Annotated in this window: 16 protein-coding genes; 1 reads left to right on the top strand and 15 read right to left on the bottom strand. The window is 70.3% G+C overall.

The window, feature by feature from the left end; all coding sequences use genetic code 11:
• Positions 1 to 11: 11 nt before the first annotated feature.
• The 14 genes from rimM to LO762_RS04135 form a co-directional block, all read right to left on the bottom strand.
• Positions 12 to 512: a ribosome maturation factor RimM gene (rimM, locus tag LO762_RS04200; protein ID WP_230612577.1), complete on the bottom strand. Its 501-nt coding sequence runs from the start codon at positions 510 to 512 to the stop codon at positions 12 to 14.
• 3 nt (positions 513 to 515) lie between these two features.
• Positions 516 to 758, bottom strand: coding sequence for an RNA-binding protein (locus LO762_RS04195; protein WP_230612575.1), 243 nt, complete (start codon positions 756 to 758; stop codon positions 516 to 518).
• Entirely contained in the window at positions 759 to 1190 is a 432-nt protein-coding gene (gene rpsP / locus LO762_RS04190) for a 30S ribosomal protein S16 (RefSeq protein WP_230612574.1), read from the bottom strand. It lies immediately after the preceding gene.
• A 252-nt stretch (positions 1191 to 1442) separates the two neighbouring features.
• A complete protein-coding gene (gene ffh / locus LO762_RS04185) occupies positions 1443 to 2987 on the bottom strand; it encodes a signal recognition particle protein (protein ID WP_230612572.1) in 1545 nt (514 codons plus the stop codon).
• Positions 2988 to 3032: 45 nt separating this feature from the next.
• On the bottom strand, positions 3033 to 3860 hold the full coding sequence (locus LO762_RS04180) for a phosphate ABC transporter ATP-binding protein (RefSeq protein ID WP_230612570.1): 828 nt from the start codon (positions 3858 to 3860) through the stop codon (positions 3033 to 3035).
• Positions 3861 to 3886: 26 nt separating this feature from the next.
• Positions 3887 to 4783: a sortase gene (locus tag LO762_RS04175; protein WP_230612568.1), complete on the bottom strand. Its 897-nt coding sequence runs from the start codon at positions 4781 to 4783 to the stop codon at positions 3887 to 3889.
• Entirely contained in the window at positions 4780 to 7038 is a 2259-nt protein-coding gene (locus tag LO762_RS04170) for a hypothetical protein (RefSeq protein ID WP_230612566.1), read from the bottom strand. Before LO762_RS04170 ends, LO762_RS04175 begins: the two co-directional genes overlap by 4 nt.
• The gene (pstS, locus tag LO762_RS04165; RefSeq protein WP_230612564.1) at positions 7035 to 8516 is read right to left on the bottom strand and encodes a phosphate ABC transporter substrate-binding protein PstS; all 1482 of its coding nucleotides are present in this window, start codon (positions 8514 to 8516) and stop codon (positions 7035 to 7037) included. The genes LO762_RS04170 and pstS overlap by 4 nt, the downstream gene beginning before the upstream one ends.
• Positions 8513 to 9721: a phosphate ABC transporter permease PstA gene (gene pstA / locus LO762_RS04160; RefSeq protein WP_230612562.1), complete on the bottom strand. Its 1209-nt coding sequence runs from the start codon at positions 9719 to 9721 to the stop codon at positions 8513 to 8515. The genes pstS and pstA overlap by 4 nt, the downstream gene beginning before the upstream one ends.
• Before the next feature lie 2 nt (positions 9722 to 9723).
• Positions 9724 to 10722, bottom strand: a complete 999-nt coding sequence (pstC, locus tag LO762_RS04155; RefSeq protein ID WP_230612560.1) for a phosphate ABC transporter permease subunit PstC — start codon at positions 10720 to 10722, stop codon at positions 9724 to 9726.
• 93 nt (positions 10723 to 10815) lie between these two features.
• Entirely contained in the window at positions 10816 to 11844 is a 1029-nt protein-coding gene (locus LO762_RS04150) for a PstS family phosphate ABC transporter substrate-binding protein (RefSeq protein WP_230612558.1), read from the bottom strand.
• Between the two features lie 256 nt (positions 11845 to 12100).
• Positions 12101 to 14362 carry a [protein-PII] uridylyltransferase gene (locus tag LO762_RS04145; RefSeq protein WP_230612557.1) on the bottom strand — a complete coding sequence of 754 codons (2262 nt, stop codon included), beginning with the start codon at positions 14360 to 14362 and terminating at the stop codon, positions 12101 to 12103.
• 88 nt (positions 14363 to 14450) lie between these two features.
• Complete coding sequence (locus LO762_RS04140) at positions 14451 to 14789, bottom strand: P-II family nitrogen regulator (protein ID WP_230612556.1); 339 nt, start codon at positions 14787 to 14789, stop codon at positions 14451 to 14453.
• Entirely contained in the window at positions 14786 to 16090 is a 1305-nt protein-coding gene (locus LO762_RS04135) for an ammonium transporter (RefSeq protein WP_255684544.1), read from the bottom strand. The genes LO762_RS04140 and LO762_RS04135 overlap by 4 nt, the downstream gene beginning before the upstream one ends.
• 282 nt (positions 16091 to 16372) lie before the next feature.
• Between LO762_RS04135 and LO762_RS04130 the strand changes: the two genes are divergently transcribed.
• Positions 16373 to 17005: a hypothetical protein gene (locus LO762_RS04130; RefSeq protein WP_230612555.1), complete on the top strand. Its 633-nt coding sequence runs from the start codon at positions 16373 to 16375 to the stop codon at positions 17003 to 17005.
• A gap of 68 nt (positions 17006 to 17073) precedes the next feature.
• Here the strand turns inward: LO762_RS04130 and LO762_RS04125 are convergent, their stop codons facing one another.
• Positions 17074 to 17613: a hypothetical protein gene (locus LO762_RS04125; protein WP_230612554.1), complete on the bottom strand. Its 540-nt coding sequence runs from the start codon at positions 17611 to 17613 to the stop codon at positions 17074 to 17076.
• Positions 17614 to 17806 lie beyond the last annotated feature (193 nt).

The following is a 17806-nucleotide window of genomic DNA, read 5'->3' as shown; positions in this document are numbered from 1 at the left end:
GTTCCGGGGGGCTAGTCGAAGAGCCCGCCGGGCGGGTCCACGACCATCCGCCCGCCGGCCAGGTCCACCTCGGGGACGAGCGCCGCGACGAACGGGACATACCGCTCACCGGTCGGGGTGTCCACCACCACGAGCTCCTGCGCGTGGTGCAGGATGTCGGCGACCGTGCCGATCTCCTCGCCGGACGTGGTGACGACCCTCAGCCCGATGAGCTGCTGGTCGTGGAAGTCGTCGGGATCGGCCGACGGGACGATCTCGGAGGAGTCGATCACCAGCCAGATACCGCGCAACTCCTCCGCGCGGTTCCGGTCGGCGACACCCTCAAAACGGACGATGAGGCGGCCGCTGTGCCATTTGGCGGAAGAAACCGTCAGCGGACCGGCCGACACGGGATCCGTGACGAGCGCCGTGCCCGGCGCGAACCGGGCGTCGACGTCGTCGGTGCGGACGTCGACCGTGACGTCGCCCCGGATCCCGTGCGGCTTGCCGATGCGGCCCACTACCAGCTGCACAGGTCAGCGGACCTCGTTCACGTCGAGCAGGTCGACCCGCACGTAACGGCCGCCCGACAGGGCGCCCATCACCGTACGGAGAGCCTTGGCGGTACGCCCGCTCCGGCCGATGACCTTGCCGAGGTCCTCAGGATGCACGCGCACCTCCAGGACCCGGCCACCGCGGATCCGCTTGGCGCCCACCTGAACCTCGTCGGGGTGATCGACGATGCCGCGGACCAGATGCTCGAGCGCTTCTTCGAGCACTTAGTCCTCGCTCGGGGCTTCGGTGTCGGCGTCCTTGGCCTCGGCCTTCTTCTTGGCCTTGGGGGTGGTGGCGGCGCCACCGTCGAGGTTCGCGGCGTCCTTGGCGGCGGCGGCGAACAGCTCACCCTTGTCGGTCTTGGGCTCGGCGGTCTTCAGCGTGCCCTCGGCGCCCGGCAGGCCCTTGAACTTCTGCCAGTCGCCAGTGATCTTGAACAGCTTCGCCACCGACTCGGTCGGCTGCGCGCCGACGCCCAGCCAGTACTGGACCCGCTCGGAGTTCACCTCGATCAGCGAGGGCTCCTCCTTCGGGTGGTACTTGCCGATCTCCTCGATCGCACGACCGTCACGCTTGGTACGGGCGTCGGCGACGACGATGCGGTACTGGGCGCCGCGGATCTTGCCGAGGCGCTTGAGCTTGATCTTGACTGCCACGGGTGTGGTAACTCCGGTTTCGGTAACTGGCGAACGACCACCGCAAGGGTGGGGACCAGCGCGGCGTACGTTCGAATGGACTCCGGGCGTCAGGGCGAGAGAGGGCGCCTCACGTACCGGGTTTCCAGCCGCCCATTCTGCCAGACCCAGAAGACTGGTCAGCCCCGCCACGCTGTGTTCGATGGTCGCGGCTCCGCCGCTCCGGGATCGGGTGGCGGGCCGCGCCTGGCGGCGCTCCCTGGAACCGGCTGGTCAGTCCTTGTCCTTTTTGTTGTGGCCCAGGTTGCCGAGGTCGGGCATTTCGAAGCCGGGGGGGAGTTGGGTGGGGAGGCCGCCGCCGAAGGCGGGGGGGAGGGCGCCGGGCTGGGGCTCGGCGGGCCTGGGGGGGCCGCCCAGGGCGCGCTTGCGCGGGTCGCCGGAGCGCTGCTTGCCCTTCTTGGGCCTGGTCTGCTTGACGGCCTTGCGGCGGGTGCCCGGCATGCCGGGGATGCCCATGCCGCCGGCCATCGCCTTCATCATCTTCTGGGCCTGGAAGAAGCGGGTGACGAGCGAGTTGACCTCGCCGACGGTGGTGCCCGAGCCCCTGGCGATGCGGGAGCGGCGCGAACCGTTGATGATCTTCGGTTCGGCGCGCTCGCCCGGCGTCATCGAGCGGATGATCGCGGCGACCCGATCCAGGTCGCGGTCGTCGATCTGGTCGATCTGCTGCCGCATCTGGCCCATGCCGGGCAGCATGCCCAGAAGGTTCCCGATCGGGCCCATCTTCTGGATCATCATCATCTGCTGGAGGAAGTCGTCCAGCGTGAAGTCCTCGCCGGCGGCCAGCTTCCCGGCCATCCGGCTCGCCTCCTCCTCGTCGAACTGGCGCTGGGCCTGCTCGATGAGGGTGAGGATGTCGCCCATGTCCAGGATGCGGCCCGCCATGCGGTCCGGGTGGAAGACGTCGAAGTCCTCGAGCTTCTCCCCGGTCGAGGCGAACATGATGGGACGTCCGGTGAGCTGCCGGATCGACAGGGCCGCGCCGCCGCGGGCGTCGCCGTCGAGCTTGGTGAGCACGACGCCGTCAAAGCCGACGCCGTCCATGAACGCCTGCGCGGTGTTCACCGCGTCCTGGCCGACCATCGCGTCCACCACGAACAGGACCTCGTCCGGCTGGGTGTGCCGCCGGATGTCGATGGCCTGCCGCATCATCTCCTGGTCGATGCCCAGGCGGCCCGCGGTGTCGATGATGACGACGTCGTGCAGGGCGCGCTTGGCCTCGGCGATCGAGGACTGCGCGACGCGCACCGGGTCGCCCACGCCGTTGCCGGGCTCGGGCGCGAAGACCGGCACCCCGGCCCGCTCGCCCATCACCTGGAGCTGCTGGACGGCGTTGGGGCGCTGCAGGTCGGCGGCCACCAGGAGGGGCGTGTGGCCCTCCTCCTTCAGCCAGCGCGCGAGCTTGCCCGCCAGCGTCGTCTTACCGGCGCCCTGCAGGCCCGCGAGCATGATGACGGTCGGCGCCGTCTTCGCGAAGCGGATCCTGCGCGTCTCGCCGCCGAGGATCTCGATGAGCTCCTCGTTGACGATCTTGACGACCTGCTGCGCCGGGTTCAGCGCCTTGGCGACCTCGGCGCCGCGCGCCCGCTCCTTGACGCTCTCGACGAACTCCTTGACCACGGGCAGCGCGACGTCCGCCTCCAGGAGCGCGACCCGGATCTCCCGCGCGGTGGCGTTGATGTCGGACTCCGACAACCTGCCCTTGCCGCGCAGGTTCGTGAAGACCGAAGTCAGCCGATCGGAGAGATTCTCGAACACGGTCCGTCCTAGCGTGACGCGGGAAAAGGAATGCGAACAGCCTACCTATCCGAAGCGGCCGTTGACGTAGTCGGCGGTGCGGGGGTCCGCCGGGCTGTCGAAGATCTCCGACGTGGTGCCCGATTCCACGATACGCCCGGGAGTGTCCTGTTCGGCGAGAAAGAACGCGCAGGTGTCGGACACGCGCTGCGCCTGCTGCATGTTGTGGGTGACGATGACGATCGTGACCTCGGAGGCGAGTTCGCCGATCGTCTCCTCGATCCGGCGGGTGGAGGTGGGGTCGAGGGCCGAGCACGGCTCGTCCATGAGCAGCACCTCGGGCGCGACCGCGAGGGACCGCGCGATGCACAGGCGCTGCTGCTGGCCGCCGGACAGCGCGCCGCCGGGGGCGCGCAGCCGCTTCTCGACCTCCTTCCACAGTCCCGCGCGGCGCAGGCACTGCTCGACGAGCGCGTCCTTGTCGGCGACCCTCATCCCGGAGAGCTTCAGCCCGGACGTCACGTTGTCGTAGATCGACATCGTGGGGAACGGGTTGGGCTTCTGGAAGACCATGCCGATGCGGCGGCGCACCTCGGTGATGCGGCGTTCCTGCGCGTAGATGTCCGCGCCGTCCAGGGCGACCTCGCCCGCGAGCGACGCCGACGGGATCATCTCGTGCATCCGGTTGAGTATCCGGAGGAAGGTGGACTTGCCGCAGCCCGACGGGCCGATCAGCGCGGTCACCCTGCCGGGTTCCATCGTGAGGTTGACCCGGTCGAGCACCTTGCGCTCGCCGAACCAGGCGGACACGTCGGTGGCGACGAGTCCGCTCCCGGCGCGCGGCGCGGCGGCACCCGCGTTCAGCACCTTGTCGATCACCGTGTTGTCAGTCATGTCGGTCATGTCATGCACGTCCAGTTTCACAGCGTGTTGGGGAGGAGCCGGGCGAGGCTCTCGTAGATGTTCCAGAGCACCGCCAACAGGACGGGCGAGGAGATGACGTAGGTGGGCCACTTCGACCAGCGCAGATAGGAGAAGGTCGTAAGCCCGACCGCGAGGAGGAGCGCCTCGGCCCACAGCAGCAGCGGGACGAGCGCGCCGAGGTCGCCGCTGAGGCCGACCTCGGACCGGTGGATCCGCGGCGCCTCCGCGGAGTTCCCCGCGACGGGCTGGCTGGTGAGCCGGGCCGTCACCAGGGCCTCCCCGCGCGGCGCGACACCGCTGTCCGCGGTCACCAGCACCAGCGTGGACGACCCGGGGACCGGCGGCAGGATCGACGGCCCGGTGCCGCTGACGGTGTAGGACGCGAGGCCCTGGCCGGTGATCACCGTGATGACGTCACCGGTGTGCAGTTTGCCCAGGTCGCCGAACGGGCCGCCGTACGCGCCCGCCCGGCCGAGGATCACGCTGATGCCCGGCTGGCCGGGCAACGGGGTGTCGCGGCGGTGGCCGGGGCCGTGCGTGAGGTCGGCGGAGGTCGTGCCCTCCACGACGACCTCACGCAGCCCGAGCCGGGGGATCTCCAGGATCGCGACCGACTTCCCGGCCGCGATCGGCGGGGCCACGGGCGCGGTGCCCTCGGCGAGTTCCTTCCGGAAGTCGGCGTAGCGGGTGATCTGGTCGCGGTCGTGCTGGAGCGGTGAGAGCACCGCGAGGTAGGCGAGGAAACCGAGCACGAACACACCGAGCAGACCGAGGGCCACGCCCGCCGCGCGCAGCGGCAGGTTGGTGCTCGCGGGCGGCGGCGTAGGCGCGGCCGTCTCCTTCGGCGTTTCCTTCGGTGTCTCCGCCACGGGCAGTTCTTCGACGGCGGTCACGGCTTGCGCCTCCTTCCAGCGCCCCGCGGGCTCACGTGCGGCAGCCTGGGCGACGGCAGCGCCGGGACGGCGAGACCGAACCGGCCCGCCGCGTACAGGATCGGGCCGAGCAGCACCGCGCCGATGCCGGTGCCGAGCAGCGCGGGCAGCAGCCAGCCGAGCAGCGCCGCCGCGTCGGCCGACAGGCGTCCGCCCATGGGCGCGGGCGCGCCCGCCTGGATCGCGGGCAGCGTGACGGGCTCCGGCGCGTCGGGCTCCGCCGGGGCGTCGGGCGCGGCGGCCCCCGGCGGCTCGGGGATCGTGCCCTTCTGCGCGAGGACGTTCTTGGCGGCCTTCTTCGTCTGCGCCCGCATCGCCGCCGTCAGGGGCACGTAGCCGACGGGCCGGGTGCCGGGTTTGATGCCCGCCTTCTGGCCGGGACCGGCCGCGTGCTCAAGGAAGGCCGCGATCTTGCTCGCCTTCGCCGCCTCGACCCCGTTCGTGGGCACCTCGGCGTACTGGACGTGCGTCAGCGGGTACGCCTTCGGGTCCTTCGCGGTGTAGTCGGGCAGTTGGGTGACGCCGTCGGTGTTGGTCTTGAGGTGCTTGAGCATCGCCGTCATCGACGCGTCGGTCGGCGCCACGTACTTGCCCGCCGCGTTGCGCAGCCGGGCGGAGGAGAACCGCAGCGCCTGCGCGTCGGAGGTGGAGACGACGGCGAACAGCCCGCGGTTGCCGATGGCGTAGGGCCCGGTCTTCACGTAGTTGCCGTACTGGTCCTTGACGTAGTTCTCACTGTTGTCCCGGTTCGTCACGAGGTAGCGGGCGACGTCGGACAGGCCGAACACCGGGATGAACCCGTGCACGAACCGCTTGTCGGGGTCGCGGGACACGAACGCGCTCGTCGGGAACTCCGCGCCCTTGAAGTTCCGGTTCACCGTCATCCCGCCGGGTGCCTTGGCGCCCTTGAGGAAGGCCGCGGCCTCCGGGTCGGCCGCGAGCCAGCGGGTCAGCTCGTAGGTGAGGTCGTTGTCGCCGGAGACGACGGTCGGCCACGCCATGCTCGGCCAGGAGCGCTCCTCGCCGTTGAGCCTGAGGAACTCCGGATCCTGGAAGATGTCTTGCGGGTTGCCGTCGGTCGCCTTGTTGCAGTCCTTCACGCCGGGACCGCACGCGGCGTTCATCGAGTAGGACGTGGTGAGGAGCTTGGCGACCAGGCGCGGCGTCAGCTTGATCCCGGTGATCGGCTTGCCGGTGTCGGCGTCGTCGACGCGGTAGGCGACGGCTATGCCGGAGATACCGACCGGCGCGTAGTCGAACGCGCGGGACGGCGCGGTGTCCTCGGGCCGGGTCGTCAGGGCGACGTCGGTGCCGTTCGTCTGGAAACTGGACCTCGCCAGCGGCTCGCCGAGCGAGGTGTAGTCGACGTCCAGGTCCGCCTTGGAGGTGCACAGCCCCGGCTGCCACCGTTCGACGAGCCGTTTGGCCTGGGGGGAGCCGGTGATGCGGAAGTCGGCGTCCTCCAGCGCGCAGGTCGCCGCGGTGGCCGCGAAGCCGATCGGCGCGACGATCCGGTTGGCCCAGGCCCAGTCGGAGTCGAGGTAGGCCTGGGTGGCGAGCTGGCCCGCCAGGGTCGGCCGGGTCGGGTCGCCGTCGTTGGGGATGACGACGATCGAGCAGTCGTCGACGGCGTCGCAGGCGAGGCTCGCCGACTCGGCGATGGTGCGCACCTCGATGTCGGCGTAGCCGCGCCCGTTCGACGCGGTCAGCGCGGTGACCGCGTTGGTCGGCCCGTCCGGCAGCACGCCGCCGCCCTTGGGCTTGTCCGGGTAGGTGAAGGCGCCGGAGCCGTAGCAGTCGGCGACGGTCTCGGGCCGCTGCCCCCGGCACTGGTAGACGCGTACGACGTGGGTGGTGCTGTCGCTGAGGAACGCGTCGGAGCTCGGCGTGAACCCCCGCCAGCTCACCCGGATGACCTGGTTGACCAGGTCGGTGGACTGGTCGAGCGTCACCTTGCCCTTGGTGTTGCCCGGGTACTCGGGCTTGGCGGGGCCGTCCGGGTCGGTCGGGTCGGTGGGTTCCGCCGGGGTGTCCGGGTCGTCCGGGCCGTCCGGGTCCGTCGACGGCGACGCGGACGGGCTCGGGGTGGCGGTCGCGGACGGTGTCGCGGTCGGTGTCGCCGTCGCGGTCTCGATGGTCTTCGGGTCGGCGGCGGCGGTCGCGCCGAACGCCAGGACGACGACGGCGGCCAGGACGGCCCCTGTCCGGCGCGTCATCGGGCACCTCCGGCACGCCGCCGACGACGGGCGTAGGCGGTGAGGACGGGCGGCAGCATGAGCGCGCCCAGCAGCACCGCCGTGGCGACGGCGCCGGCGACGAGCGCCGTCCCGCTCTGCGCCGCCACCTCGACCGGTTCGGCGAAGGCGGTGCTGCCCGCGGCGACCACCGGGGCGTCCCCGGCGGCGACGGCGGGCGTGGTGGCGTCCGCGGTGGGCGCCGCCGTCGCCCCGGGCGGCGCGGAGGCGCTGGTGCCCGCGCCCGGCTCGCCGCAGGGGATCTTGCCCTCCTCGTCGCACGCCTCGGGCTGCGGCGCGGTCTCCAGCAGCACGTTCTTACCGCCCTCGAACGTGGGGTTCTTGCACCGGGAAAGGTCGGTGCCTGCGGTGATGTGGCCGGGAATCCGGTTCATCTGCTTGTAGGCGGCCTCGACCAGGTTCTTGGGCAGCGGCGAGTACCCCAGCTCCGGCGCCTTCTGCTGGCCCGCGCACAGGAAGTAGTCGATGAACGTCGAGAGCGTCTGGCCCTTCTCGTTGGTGAAGGGCGCCTGCGTCGACGTCGGGATGATCATGTAGGAGTAGCTCGACAGCGGATAGGCGCGCTTGTCGGCGCTGTTGTAGACGCCTTCGAGCTTCTGCGTCAGGTCCGCGTTGATCTCGGCCTTGGTGAGCGCGACGGCGACGTTGGAGGCCGTCGGCAGCGTGAAGTAGCCGGACTTGTTCTTCACCTTGACCACCGGGTAGCCCGCGTTGCGCGCGTAGGCGTACTCCACGTAGGTGATGGCGCCTTCGCCGTAGCTGGCCGCCACGTAGGCGGCGACACCGTTGGAGCCGTTCTGCTGCTTGCCACCCGGAAGCGTCGGATAGTACGAGGTCAGGCCCTTCTTCTTGAAGAACGGCCGCCACAGGTCGGGGTACTGGCCGTCCATCCACAGCGAGAACTGCGCGGTGGTGCCCGAGCCGTCCGAGCGCGTCACCGGGGTGATCTTCCGGTTCGGCATCTGGACGCCGTTCATGTCCTTGGTGATCGCCGGATCGCTCCAGTTGGTGATCTTCCCGGTGAAGATCCTGGTGATGGTCTCGCCGGACAGCCGCAGGTTCTCCACCCGCTTGCCGTTCTTGGTGAGGTGGTACATGAAGGCGGTGCCGCCCGCGACGATCGGCATGTAGGCGTAGTCGCGCTTGCTCACCTCGGGCGGGCTGCCGTCCTCAGGACGCAACTGGAACGGGATCTCCGAGACGGCGAAGTCGACCTGGGCGCTGCGGAAGTCGGTGCGGCCCGCGGTCGAGCCCGAGCCGGTGTAGTTGACGGTGATGCCGTTCTTCTTCACCGCCGCCGCCCACTGGTCGAGCGCGACCTGGCTCCAGGTCGAGCCGCTGCCGGTCACCGGCACGAAGTCCGCGGCGGCGGCCGGCCGCGCGCACGGGAGGGCGAGCAGGGACGCCAGGACGAGCGCCCCCAGACGTCGAGCGCTCATGCGGACGTCTCCTTGTCGGGTGCGAGGGGAAGGTCCCCGGACGGCGCGGGGACGGGGGCCTGGGCGGCGGCGCGGTCCGCCTTCGCGAGCCTGCGGCGGGCGCGGCGCGTCATCTGCCCGGGCGCCGCACCCCCCAGCAGGCGCGCGACGGTGAAGAGCACGAGCACAACGAGCGCGAGGACCAGCGCCGCCCCGAACGCCCGCGACACCATGTCCGGCTGCGGGAACTTCACGTAGGTGTAGATGTAGAGGGGAAGGTTGGTCATGTTCCCCGAGAAGGGGTCGGCGTTCATGCCGCGCGCGAACCCGGCCGTCAGCAGGACCGGGGCCGTCTCCCCCACGCCGCGCGCCATCGCCAGCACGACGCCGGTCGCGAGGCCGGACCGCGCCGTCGGCAGCACCACCCGCCACACGACCTGCCACTGTCCGGCGCCCAGCGCGTAGGCGGCCTCGCGCAGCCCGCCGGGCACCAGCCGCAGCACGACCTCCGACGCCCGCGTGACGATCGGCACCATCATGATCGCGATGGCCAGCGCGGCGGCCAGGCCCGACTTCTGGAATCCGAACGTCAGGATGAACGCGGCGAGCACAAAGAGCCCCGCGAGGACGGACGGGAGCGCGCTCATCGTGTCGACGATGAGCCGCACGGGACGGGTCAGCCGCCCGCCGACCTCCACGAGGAACAGGGCGGTCGCGATGCCGAGCGGCACCGCGATGGCGACGCCGATGCCGAGCTGGATCAGCGAGCCGACGACGGCGTGCAGCACGCCGCCGCTGGTCAGCGGGTCGAGCGCGCCGGTGTCCGACATCGTCTGGGTGAAGAAGTTGGAGTGCGCGAACGCCTGGGCGCCGCGCAGCACGGTGAACCCGAGGATCGCCGCGATGACGGTGACGGTGAGCACGCCCGCGCTGTGCACGAGCACGCTGACGAGGCGGTCGAGGGCCGCGAGCCGTCCGTGCTCGTGCGTCACGACGAGCGTGTACAGGACGAGGAAGGCCCCGTACCAGCACACGGCGAAGCCGAGCGCGCCGGTGAACGGCAGCAGCCTGGTGAAGAGGATCCACACCAGGGCGAGGCTCGCCGCGGCGGCCCCGACGAGGGCGTAGCGGTCCTCGCGGACGGCCCCTCCCGGTCGGAAGCGGCCGCGCGTCGTCGGCGGCGCCTCGGCGGCGGACGGGTCGGTGCGCTGGTCGGCGATGGTCATGGTCAGGCCTCGGTCGAAGCGCCGGAACGGCTGCGGTTGATGATCATGGCGGCGAAGAAGTTGATGACGAGTGTCAGCGCGAACAGCACGAGTCCGGCGGCCATGAGGGCCGACAGGCCGAAGTCGCTGGAGTCGGCGTAACGCAGCGCGATGAGGGCGGAGATCGAGTTCCCGCCGCCTTCGAGGATGTGGAGGGTGGCCCGGAAGTCCGGGGAGATGATGAGGACGACCGCGATGGTCTCCCCCAGCGCGCGGCCGAGCGAGAGCATCGCCGCGCCGATGACGCCGCCGCGCCCGAAGGGCAGGACCACCGTGCGGATCATCCCCCAGCGGGTCGAGCCGAGCGCGTAGGCGGCCTCCCGCTCTGCCTGCGGAGCCTGGGAGAACACCTCGCGCGACAGCGAGCAGCAGATCGGGATCACCATCATCGCGACGACGATGCCCGCGATGAAGTGCGAGGAGGTGTAGGAGCCGGGGTCGGCGTGGTCGGTGTCCACCCGGAAGAACGGGATGAAAGAGGCATGGTCCGACAGCCAGCGCGAGACTCCGATCAGGCGCGGCTGCAGGAACGTCACCCCCCAGAGCCCGTAGAGGATCGACGGGATAGCGGCCATCAGGTCGACGAGGGAGATGAGCGCGCGGCGCATGCCCGGCGCCGCGTACTCGCTGATGTAGAGCGCGGCGAGCACCGCGACGGGCACGCCCACCGCCAGCGCCGTCAGCGCGATCGCGATGGTGCCGGGCAGCACCGCGGCGATGCCGAAGTCGTGCTGCTCCGGGTCCCAGGACTCGGTGCCGAAGAAGTGGTATCCGGCCGTGTTGAGCGCGGAGAAGCCGCGCAGGGCCAGGAAGAGGCCGATGAAGCCGAGGATGACCAGGAGGGTCACGCCGGAGCCGCGCACGGCGGTCCGGAAGGCGACGTCCACCGGCGCGAACCGCGCGGTGACGACGCGCCGCCGCTGCGCCGCGGGCTCGGTGCCCGGAGCGACCGGGGGGGCCATGCTCATCGTGGTAGCCGTTCTGATGAGGACAGGGGCCGAAGGCGACCGGACGGTGCCGGTCGCCTTCGGCTCGTTGTGCGAGAGGTCAGGGCGTCAGGAGATGGCGCCGCAGCCGCCGCCGATCGGCTCGAAGCCGTAGGCACGGATGATCTTGGTCTGGTCGCACAGGTAGCCGGTCTGGCCGAAGATCGGCTCGAACTTGGCGGCCTCCTCGTTGCGGACCACGTTGTAGACGAGGCGCAGGTGCTGGCGCGGGAAGTCAGAGGCGTTCAGGCGGATGTTCTTGCCCTTGACAGCGCCCTTCTTGGAGATCGTGATCTTGCCGGTGGTCGGCGAGACACCCGCGATCCTGCCCAGGACGAGCTTGCCGTGGCGGTCGTTCTTGCCGTAGATCGCCTGGGCGACCCACTGGCCGATGGAGAACGGCGCGATGACGGCGCGGTTGGTGCCGACCTTCTTGCCGTCGTTCTCGATGTTGCTGGCCTTCTGGTTGACGCAGGAGCCGACCTGGGCGTCGGTCAGGCCGATCGCGCCGAGGAAGAACGAGCGGGTGCCGGAGCCGGCCTGCGGCAGCCACGGCCTGATGGCGACGCGCTTCTTGCCGTTCTTCTTGCCGCCGACCTGGTCCCAGTAACGGGCCGAGGAGGAGCACTTGAAGATGTTCGCGAGCTGCGACTTCTTCAGGTTCTTGGGCGCGAAGCTGTTGTAGTTCACCGCCCAGGTGACGCCGTCCTGCGCGAAGGCGTAGAAGGTGAGCGTGGCCTCGGTGCCGTCGGTCTTCTTCGCGCGCGAGGAGCGGGCGAAGTCGTAGGCGCCCTCGGTGTCGGCCTGCAGCGCCTTGATGCCGTTGCTGGAACCGACAACACGCGCGCGCTTGGGCAGGCCCGCCTTCGGCGTGAAGGTCGCCGAGCCGGTCGCGTTGAAGCTGGCGAGCCGGTTGGCCGGCTTCCGCTTGTTGTACGCGGCGGCGAGCGCGTTCACCACGTCCTGGGTGGTGTCCGAACCCACCCCGACAAAGTCGGTCCTGGACGGGGTGAAGCCCGGGTCGGCGCTCGCCGGAGCCTGGACGACCGAGACGGCCAGCATGGCGACCGCCACGCTGAGGACCATCTTCTTGAGCATTCTTCCTCCGCGAAGATGCTTCGGCGGCCATATCGCCGCCGGCGAACCGCTTGGCTCGCGGAGGTTTACCCTGGGGCCGCCAGACGAACGGGCGGCATCCGATCACATGTCCATCTGCGGCTCGTTTGGTAAAAAGCCTGCAAACAACGCAGACCACAGCGAACATCATCCGGCGTCGGCCCGTCTCAGCCCCGTCCGTCCCGACCACGCGGGGGCCACGGGAGCCCCGTCCCCTCGGCTCCCGTCCACCCGCCGTTCAGCTCAGGGCCTCGACGATGTCCTCTTCGATCTCGGCGAGCAGGACCGGGTCCGTCACAGGGCGTCCGTCGTGGCCGACGACATAGAACACGTCGACGACCTCCGAACCGAGCGTGTCGATCTTGGCGGCGCGGATGTGCAGGCCGCAGTCACCCAGGATCCGGCCGATCCGCCACAGCAGCCCTGGACGGTCGTGTGCGCGCACCTCGACCACGGTCGCCGTGCTCGACGCCTCCTCCACGAACGTCACCTTCGGCGGCGCCACGGGCACGCCTGGACGCGTCCGCACCGACCTGGCCCGCTTCTCCAGCCTGTCCGCGACGTCAAGGCGTCCGGCCAGGGCACGCCGCAGATCGGCTTCGATCGAGGCGGGCTCGGGCGGGCTGCCGAACTCCGGCTGCGCGGTGAACTCGATGACGGCGTTGCCGCCCCCGACGTCACCGTGCGAGAACGTCCGCGCGGTGCGCAGGACGAGCCGGTGCAGGGCGAGCACACCCGCGGCCTGCCAGAGCAGCCCAGGCCGGTCCCACGCGACGATCGTGACGCTCAGCGCGCCGCCGGTGTGCCGCGCCCAGGTGCCCCGGACGGCGGTGCTGCTCACCCGCACCGCGACACCGTCGTGCCTGGCCAGCGCGAGCTGGGCCGACGACGGCGCGGGCGTGCGCGGCGGCTCGTCCCCGCGCAGCGCGGCGGCGGTGCGCCGGACGAGCTCGTCGATCAGCCGCGCCTTCCAGCCGCCCCACGCGGCGGGCCCCGTCGCGCCCGCGTCCACCACGGCGATGGCGTGCAGCAGCTCCAGCACCAGCGGCGTCTTCACGGCCTTGACGACGGTCTCGATGGTCAGGGGATCGTCGAGGTCGCGGCGGGTGGCGGTGTCGGGCAGCAGGAGATGGTGCAGGACAACGGCCTCCAGCACCTCGACGTCCTCGGAAGGGAAGCCGAGATAGGCGGCGATCTCCCTGGTGTACTCCGCGCCCGCCTCCGAATGGTCCCTGCCCGAGCCGTCCTTGCCGATGTCGTGGAGGAACGCTCCGACAAGCAGCAGGTCCGGCCGGGAGACGTCACGGGTCCTGGCGGCGGCCCCCGCGGCGGCCTCCATCAGGTGCCGGTCGACCGTCCACTTGTGGACGGCGTTGCGCTGCGGCCGGTTCCGCACCCGCGTCCAGTCGGGGATCATCCGCACCACGAGGCCCGCCTGGTCCAGCCCCTCCCACACGGGGATGGCGGCGGCACCCGCGCCCAGCAGGGAGACCAGCGCCGTCCGCGCCGCCTCCGGCCACGGCACCGGCAGGCCCCTGAACGACCTGGCGAGCTGGTCCAGCGTCGCGGGCGCCAGCGGCAGTCCCGCGTGCGCGGACGCGGCGGCGGCGCGCAGCGGCATGGACGGGTCGGTCAGGTCGGCGCCCCGGGCGAGCACGACCTCGCCCTGGTACTCCACGAGGCCGTCGGCGATCGGACGGCGCTCTCTGCGGGCCGGCGGGGCACAGAACCGCTCGACGTTCCGCCACACCGTGTCGGCCGCGTAGGAGATCGTCCGGGCGGCTCCCGCGACGGCGCCCAGCAGCTCGAAGCCGTCGGCCAGCCCCAGCTCCTCCGCCACGCCGTCCTGCTCCTGGAGCAGGAGGCGGTCGGCGGCGCGGCCGGTCCGCTTGTGCAGCGCGTGACGGATCTCCAGAAGCGTGTCGTAGGCGGCCCGCACCCTGGGCGACGGCTCCGGGACGGCCCAGGTAGCGACGACGGCCTGCATGACGTGCACGTCACGGAGCCCTCCACGGGCGTCCTTCACGTCGCCTTCGAGGAGGAAGGCCAGCTCGCCAAGGTGATCCCACCGCTCGACGGTCAGGTCGCGCAGTTCAGGCAGCCTCGTCTTGGCGGACGCGCGCCAGTCGGCGAGCACCTTGGAGCGCACCTCGTCGGCGAGCCTCCCGTCCCCCGCCAGGCAGCGTCCGTACAGCAGGCCCAGGACGGCCTTGAGGTCCTCGGCGGCCACCGCCCGCGCCTCGGCCACCGTTCTGACCGAATGGTCGAGTTTGAGGCCCCGGTCCCAGACCGGGTACCAGATCTTCTCGGCGAGTTCGGCGACGTCCTCACGGCCCTCGTGCACCAGCACGAGGTCGAGGTCCCCGCCGGGCGTCAGGTCGCGACGGCCGAGACTGCCCACCGCGACGAGCGCCACCCCCTCGGTGTCCCCCACCAGGTCGGCGAGCCACTCGTCGAGCTCGGCCACCCGCGCGGCCCGTTCCGTCGCGAAACTCAGCACATCTCACCTCTCACGCACAGAGTAAGGGGCGTTCCGGATGTGCTCCGGAACGCCCCTCGCGCTCTCCCCCGAACCCGACAGCCCCGCCTTAGAGGGCCTCGGCTCCGGTCTCGCCGGTCCGCACGCGGACCACCGTGTCGACCGAGGTCGACCAGACCTTGCCGTCGCCGATCTTGCCGGTCTGCGCGGCCTTCACGACCACGTCGATGACCTCTTCGACATCCTCGTCCTCGACGAGGATCTCCAGGCGGATCTTCGGAACGACGTCGACCTTGTACTCGGCGCCGCGGTAGACCTCGGTGTGGCCCTTCTGGCGGCCGAAGCCGCTGGCCTCACTGACGGTCATGCCCTTGACCCCGAAGGTCTCCAGGGCGGCCTTCACGTCGTCCAGCTTGAACGGCTTGATGATGGCGGTGATGAGCTTCACGCGTCTGCCTCGACCTTCGTGTCAGCGGAGACCGGAGCGGGCGCGCCGCTGCGGCCACCAGAGGTGGAGGGCCCGAAGTCGTAGGCGGTCTCGGCGTGCTCGGCGAGGTCGATGCCGGACACCTCAGCCTCCTCGTCGACCCGGAAGCCCAGGGTCAGGTCCAGGACCTTACCGATGATGAAGGTGACGATGAACGAGTAGGCCAGCGTCGCGACCACGGCCAGGGCCTGCTTGCCGAGCAGCGAGACACCGCCGCCCGCCAGGATGCTGTCGGCGCCGAAGGCGGCCGAACCCCAGATACCGATCGCCAGGGCGCCGATGACACCGCCGACCAGGTGGACGCCCACGACGTCCAGGGAGTCGTCGTAGCCGAGCTTGTACTTGAGGCCGACCGCGACGGCACAGATGGCACCGGCGACGAGGCCGAGGACCAGCGCGCCCAGCGGGGTCATGGCCGCGGCGGCCGGGGTGATCGCGACGAGACCGGCGACGATACCGGAGGCGATGCCCAGCGTGGTGGGGGCGCCGTCGCGGAACTTCTCGACGAGGATCCAGCCGAAGCCCGCGGCACCGGTGGCGACGATGGTGTTGAGGAACGCCAGGGCGGCCTGGTCGTTGGCCGCGAGGGCGGAGCCACCGTTGAAGCCGAACCAGCCGAACCACAGCAGACCGGCGCCGAGCAGCACGAACGGCAGGTTGTGCGGACGCATCGGCTCCTTCGGCCAGCCCTTGCGCTTGCCGATCACCAGGGCGAGCGCCAGCGCGGCGCAACCTGCGTTGATGTGGACGACCGTGCCGCCCGCGAAGTCGATGGCGCCGAGGTCGGCGATCCAGCCGGCCGACTCGCCGTCCGCGCTGGCGTACCACACCCAGTGTGCGATGGGCAGGTAGACCAGGGTCAGCCAGATCGGGATGAAGATCACCCAGGTCAGGAACTTGGCACGGTCCGCGATCGCGCCCGAGATCAGGGCGACGGTGATGATGGCGAAGGTCGCCTGGAAGGCGACGAACGCGAGGTCGGGGTGACCGTCGCCGGTGGCTTCGAGGCCGACGACGCCCCACGCGTCAAGGCCGCCGAACAGGGCGGGGATGCCGCCGTCGCTGCCGAAGGCCACCGAGTAGCCCCACAACACCCAGACCATGGCCGCGACGGACATGGACACGAAGCTCATCATCATCATGTTGAGCACGGACTTCGCGCGGCTCATACCGCCGTAGAAGAACGCGAGGCCCGGGGTCATGAGCAACACGAGCGCTGCGCTCGTGAGGATCCATGCTGTATTGCCGCTGTCGATTTCCATCAGGAAGAGCGCCCCTCCTAGTGCGGGTTTCCGTTCGCCCAGAAGACTCTTCCTCGGCGGTTTCACCCGAACGGCACCGATGTTTCCGACGTGTGAAACATACGAACACGATGTTTCGCAAGTGTTTCCCCCCTCGCACCGGTCCAAAGCGCGGCAAGTGGCCAGGTACCAGATGTCCATAACATGCCAAACTCGACATCTTGGCCAGCCGGAAGCTCCGTGGTCTACTGCCCACACCTGCAACTTTCGCCCTGCACGTCCCCGAGACCACAGGAGCAGACCTTGAGCACACGTCCCCGATTCGTGATCATCGCTGCGGCCATCGCGTTGCTCGCACCGCTCGTCGCGACACCCGCCGCCGCCGCACCGATGACCTACGGGCGCAGCTACTCGGCCTCCGTGCAGCAGTACTCGTTCGGACTGAAGCGCTGTATCCGCATCTCCATCTCGGGCAACGTCACCTTCAAGATCCGGAGTCACGGCAAGTCGGGCAAGTTCTACTACGACGTCCGACTCGTCGAGCCCACCATGCGGGTGAGAGGACTCACCAAGTGCACCAAGGGCAAGGCCACCAAGCTCTCCGGCATGCACATGCAGCAGAACTGGTACGAAACCAAGTGCGACCTCAAGGCAGACGCGAGTGTCTCCTTCCCCTGGACGATCGGGACCGCGGTGACCGTGGAGTGCGGCTCACGCAAGGTGCTCCGGCTCACGTCAACCGACATGACGAAGCGTAAGGTCTACACGCAGTTCGCCGAGAGCCACGTCGCCGCGTTCACGGGCCGCGCGACCTACGTTGCCTACCCTGGAAAGACCAGGCCGTTGTGTCTCGCCACCCACGTCCGCACCACGGCTTACCTGAAGGGTGCCAACGACGCCTTCGACCCGAGGATCAAGATCTGCGTCAAGCGTTGATCCTGACGAGGCACGGATAGGGGACCGGTGTAGGCCGGTCCCCTTGGTGTTGGTGGTGTTGGTGGTGGTCAGGGCTGGCGGTGGGCGCCGCCGCCGGTGGTGTGGGTGCCGGGGGTGCCCGGTTCTACCCATTCCATGCCGGGGACGTGTTGTTGTTGCTTGTGCGCCATCGCGCCCCACAGGGCGAAGCCGACGAGCGCGATGCTCGCGGCTATCGACAGGTACCAGCCAGCGTCGAGGCCGATGCCCGCGTCAGCGAGCGCCACGGCCTCGCTGCCGCCCAGGACGGGCGGGATGTCCAGCGCGTTGTTGAACCTGAACGCGAAGACGACGCAGGCGATGAACGCCAGGGCGCCGCAGATCGCGGAGCCCATGAGCATGGCGCGCCGGTTGCCGTCGGTCACCGCCGCGGTCAGTGCCATCGCACCGGCCAGGAAGGCGAGGATCAGGGCGATCTTGCCCTCCCACAGGCGCACGCCGCTCAGCGTGGCCGCGCTGAAGAAGGTGACGCTGAGCCACGGCAACAGGGTGCCGAGGATCAGCACCCCCGCCGAGATCGCCGACGCCTTCGACGCCGTCGACGTGATGCGTTGCTCCGGCGAGAGCATCGGCATCATGGGCCTTTCGCCCGCCGTCTGCATACCCTGCGCGCCGGATGTCTGGGTGGCCGAGCCGCTCTGCGCGCCGCCCGGAGCGGCCTCTCCCCCCGCGGACGTAGCGCCGTGCGGGCGCCTGGTCGGTGTTGACACTTCCATCCCCCCGATCTGTACGGGTTCGTGCCTATCTCCTCACAGAAGCACA

It is taken from the genome of Actinocorallia sp. API 0066, assembly GCF_020991275.1.
In the GTDB taxonomy this organism is placed as follows: Bacteria; Actinomycetota; Actinomycetes; order Streptosporangiales; family Streptosporangiaceae; genus Actinocorallia.
This window is presented reverse-complemented; position numbering and strand designations above follow the sequence as displayed.

What these genes read in the sequence shown, in the direction of transcription:
- LO762_RS04180 (WP_230612570.1), bottom strand. Translation starts at nt 3,860, where the DNA reads ATGACTGACAACACGGTGATCGACAAGGTGCTGAACGCGGGTGCCGCC.
- LO762_RS04170 (WP_230612566.1), bottom strand. Translation starts at nt 7,038, where the DNA reads ATGACGCGCCGGACAGGGGCCGTCCTGGCCGCCGTCGTCGTCCTGGCG.
- pstS (WP_230612564.1), bottom strand. Translation starts at nt 8,516, where the DNA reads ATGAGCGCTCGACGTCTGGGGGCGCTCGTCCTGGCGTCCCTGCTCGCC.
- pstA (WP_230612562.1), bottom strand. Translation starts at nt 9,721, where the DNA reads ATGACCATCGCCGACCAGCGCACCGACCCGTCCGCCGCCGAGGCGCCG.
- pstC (WP_230612560.1), bottom strand. Translation starts at nt 10,722, where the DNA reads ATGGCCCCCCCGGTCGCTCCGGGCACCGAGCCCGCGGCGCAGCGGCGG.
- LO762_RS04150 (WP_230612558.1), bottom strand. Translation starts at nt 11,844, where the DNA reads ATGCTCAAGAAGATGGTCCTCAGCGTGGCGGTCGCCATGCTGGCCGTC.
- LO762_RS04135 (WP_255684544.1), bottom strand. Translation starts at nt 16,090, where the DNA reads ATGGAAATCGACAGCGGCAATACAGCATGGATCCTCACGAGCGCAGCG.
- LO762_RS04125 (WP_230612554.1), bottom strand. Translation starts at nt 17,613, where the DNA reads ATGCTCTCGCCGGAGCAACGCATCACGTCGACGGCGTCGAAGGCGTCG.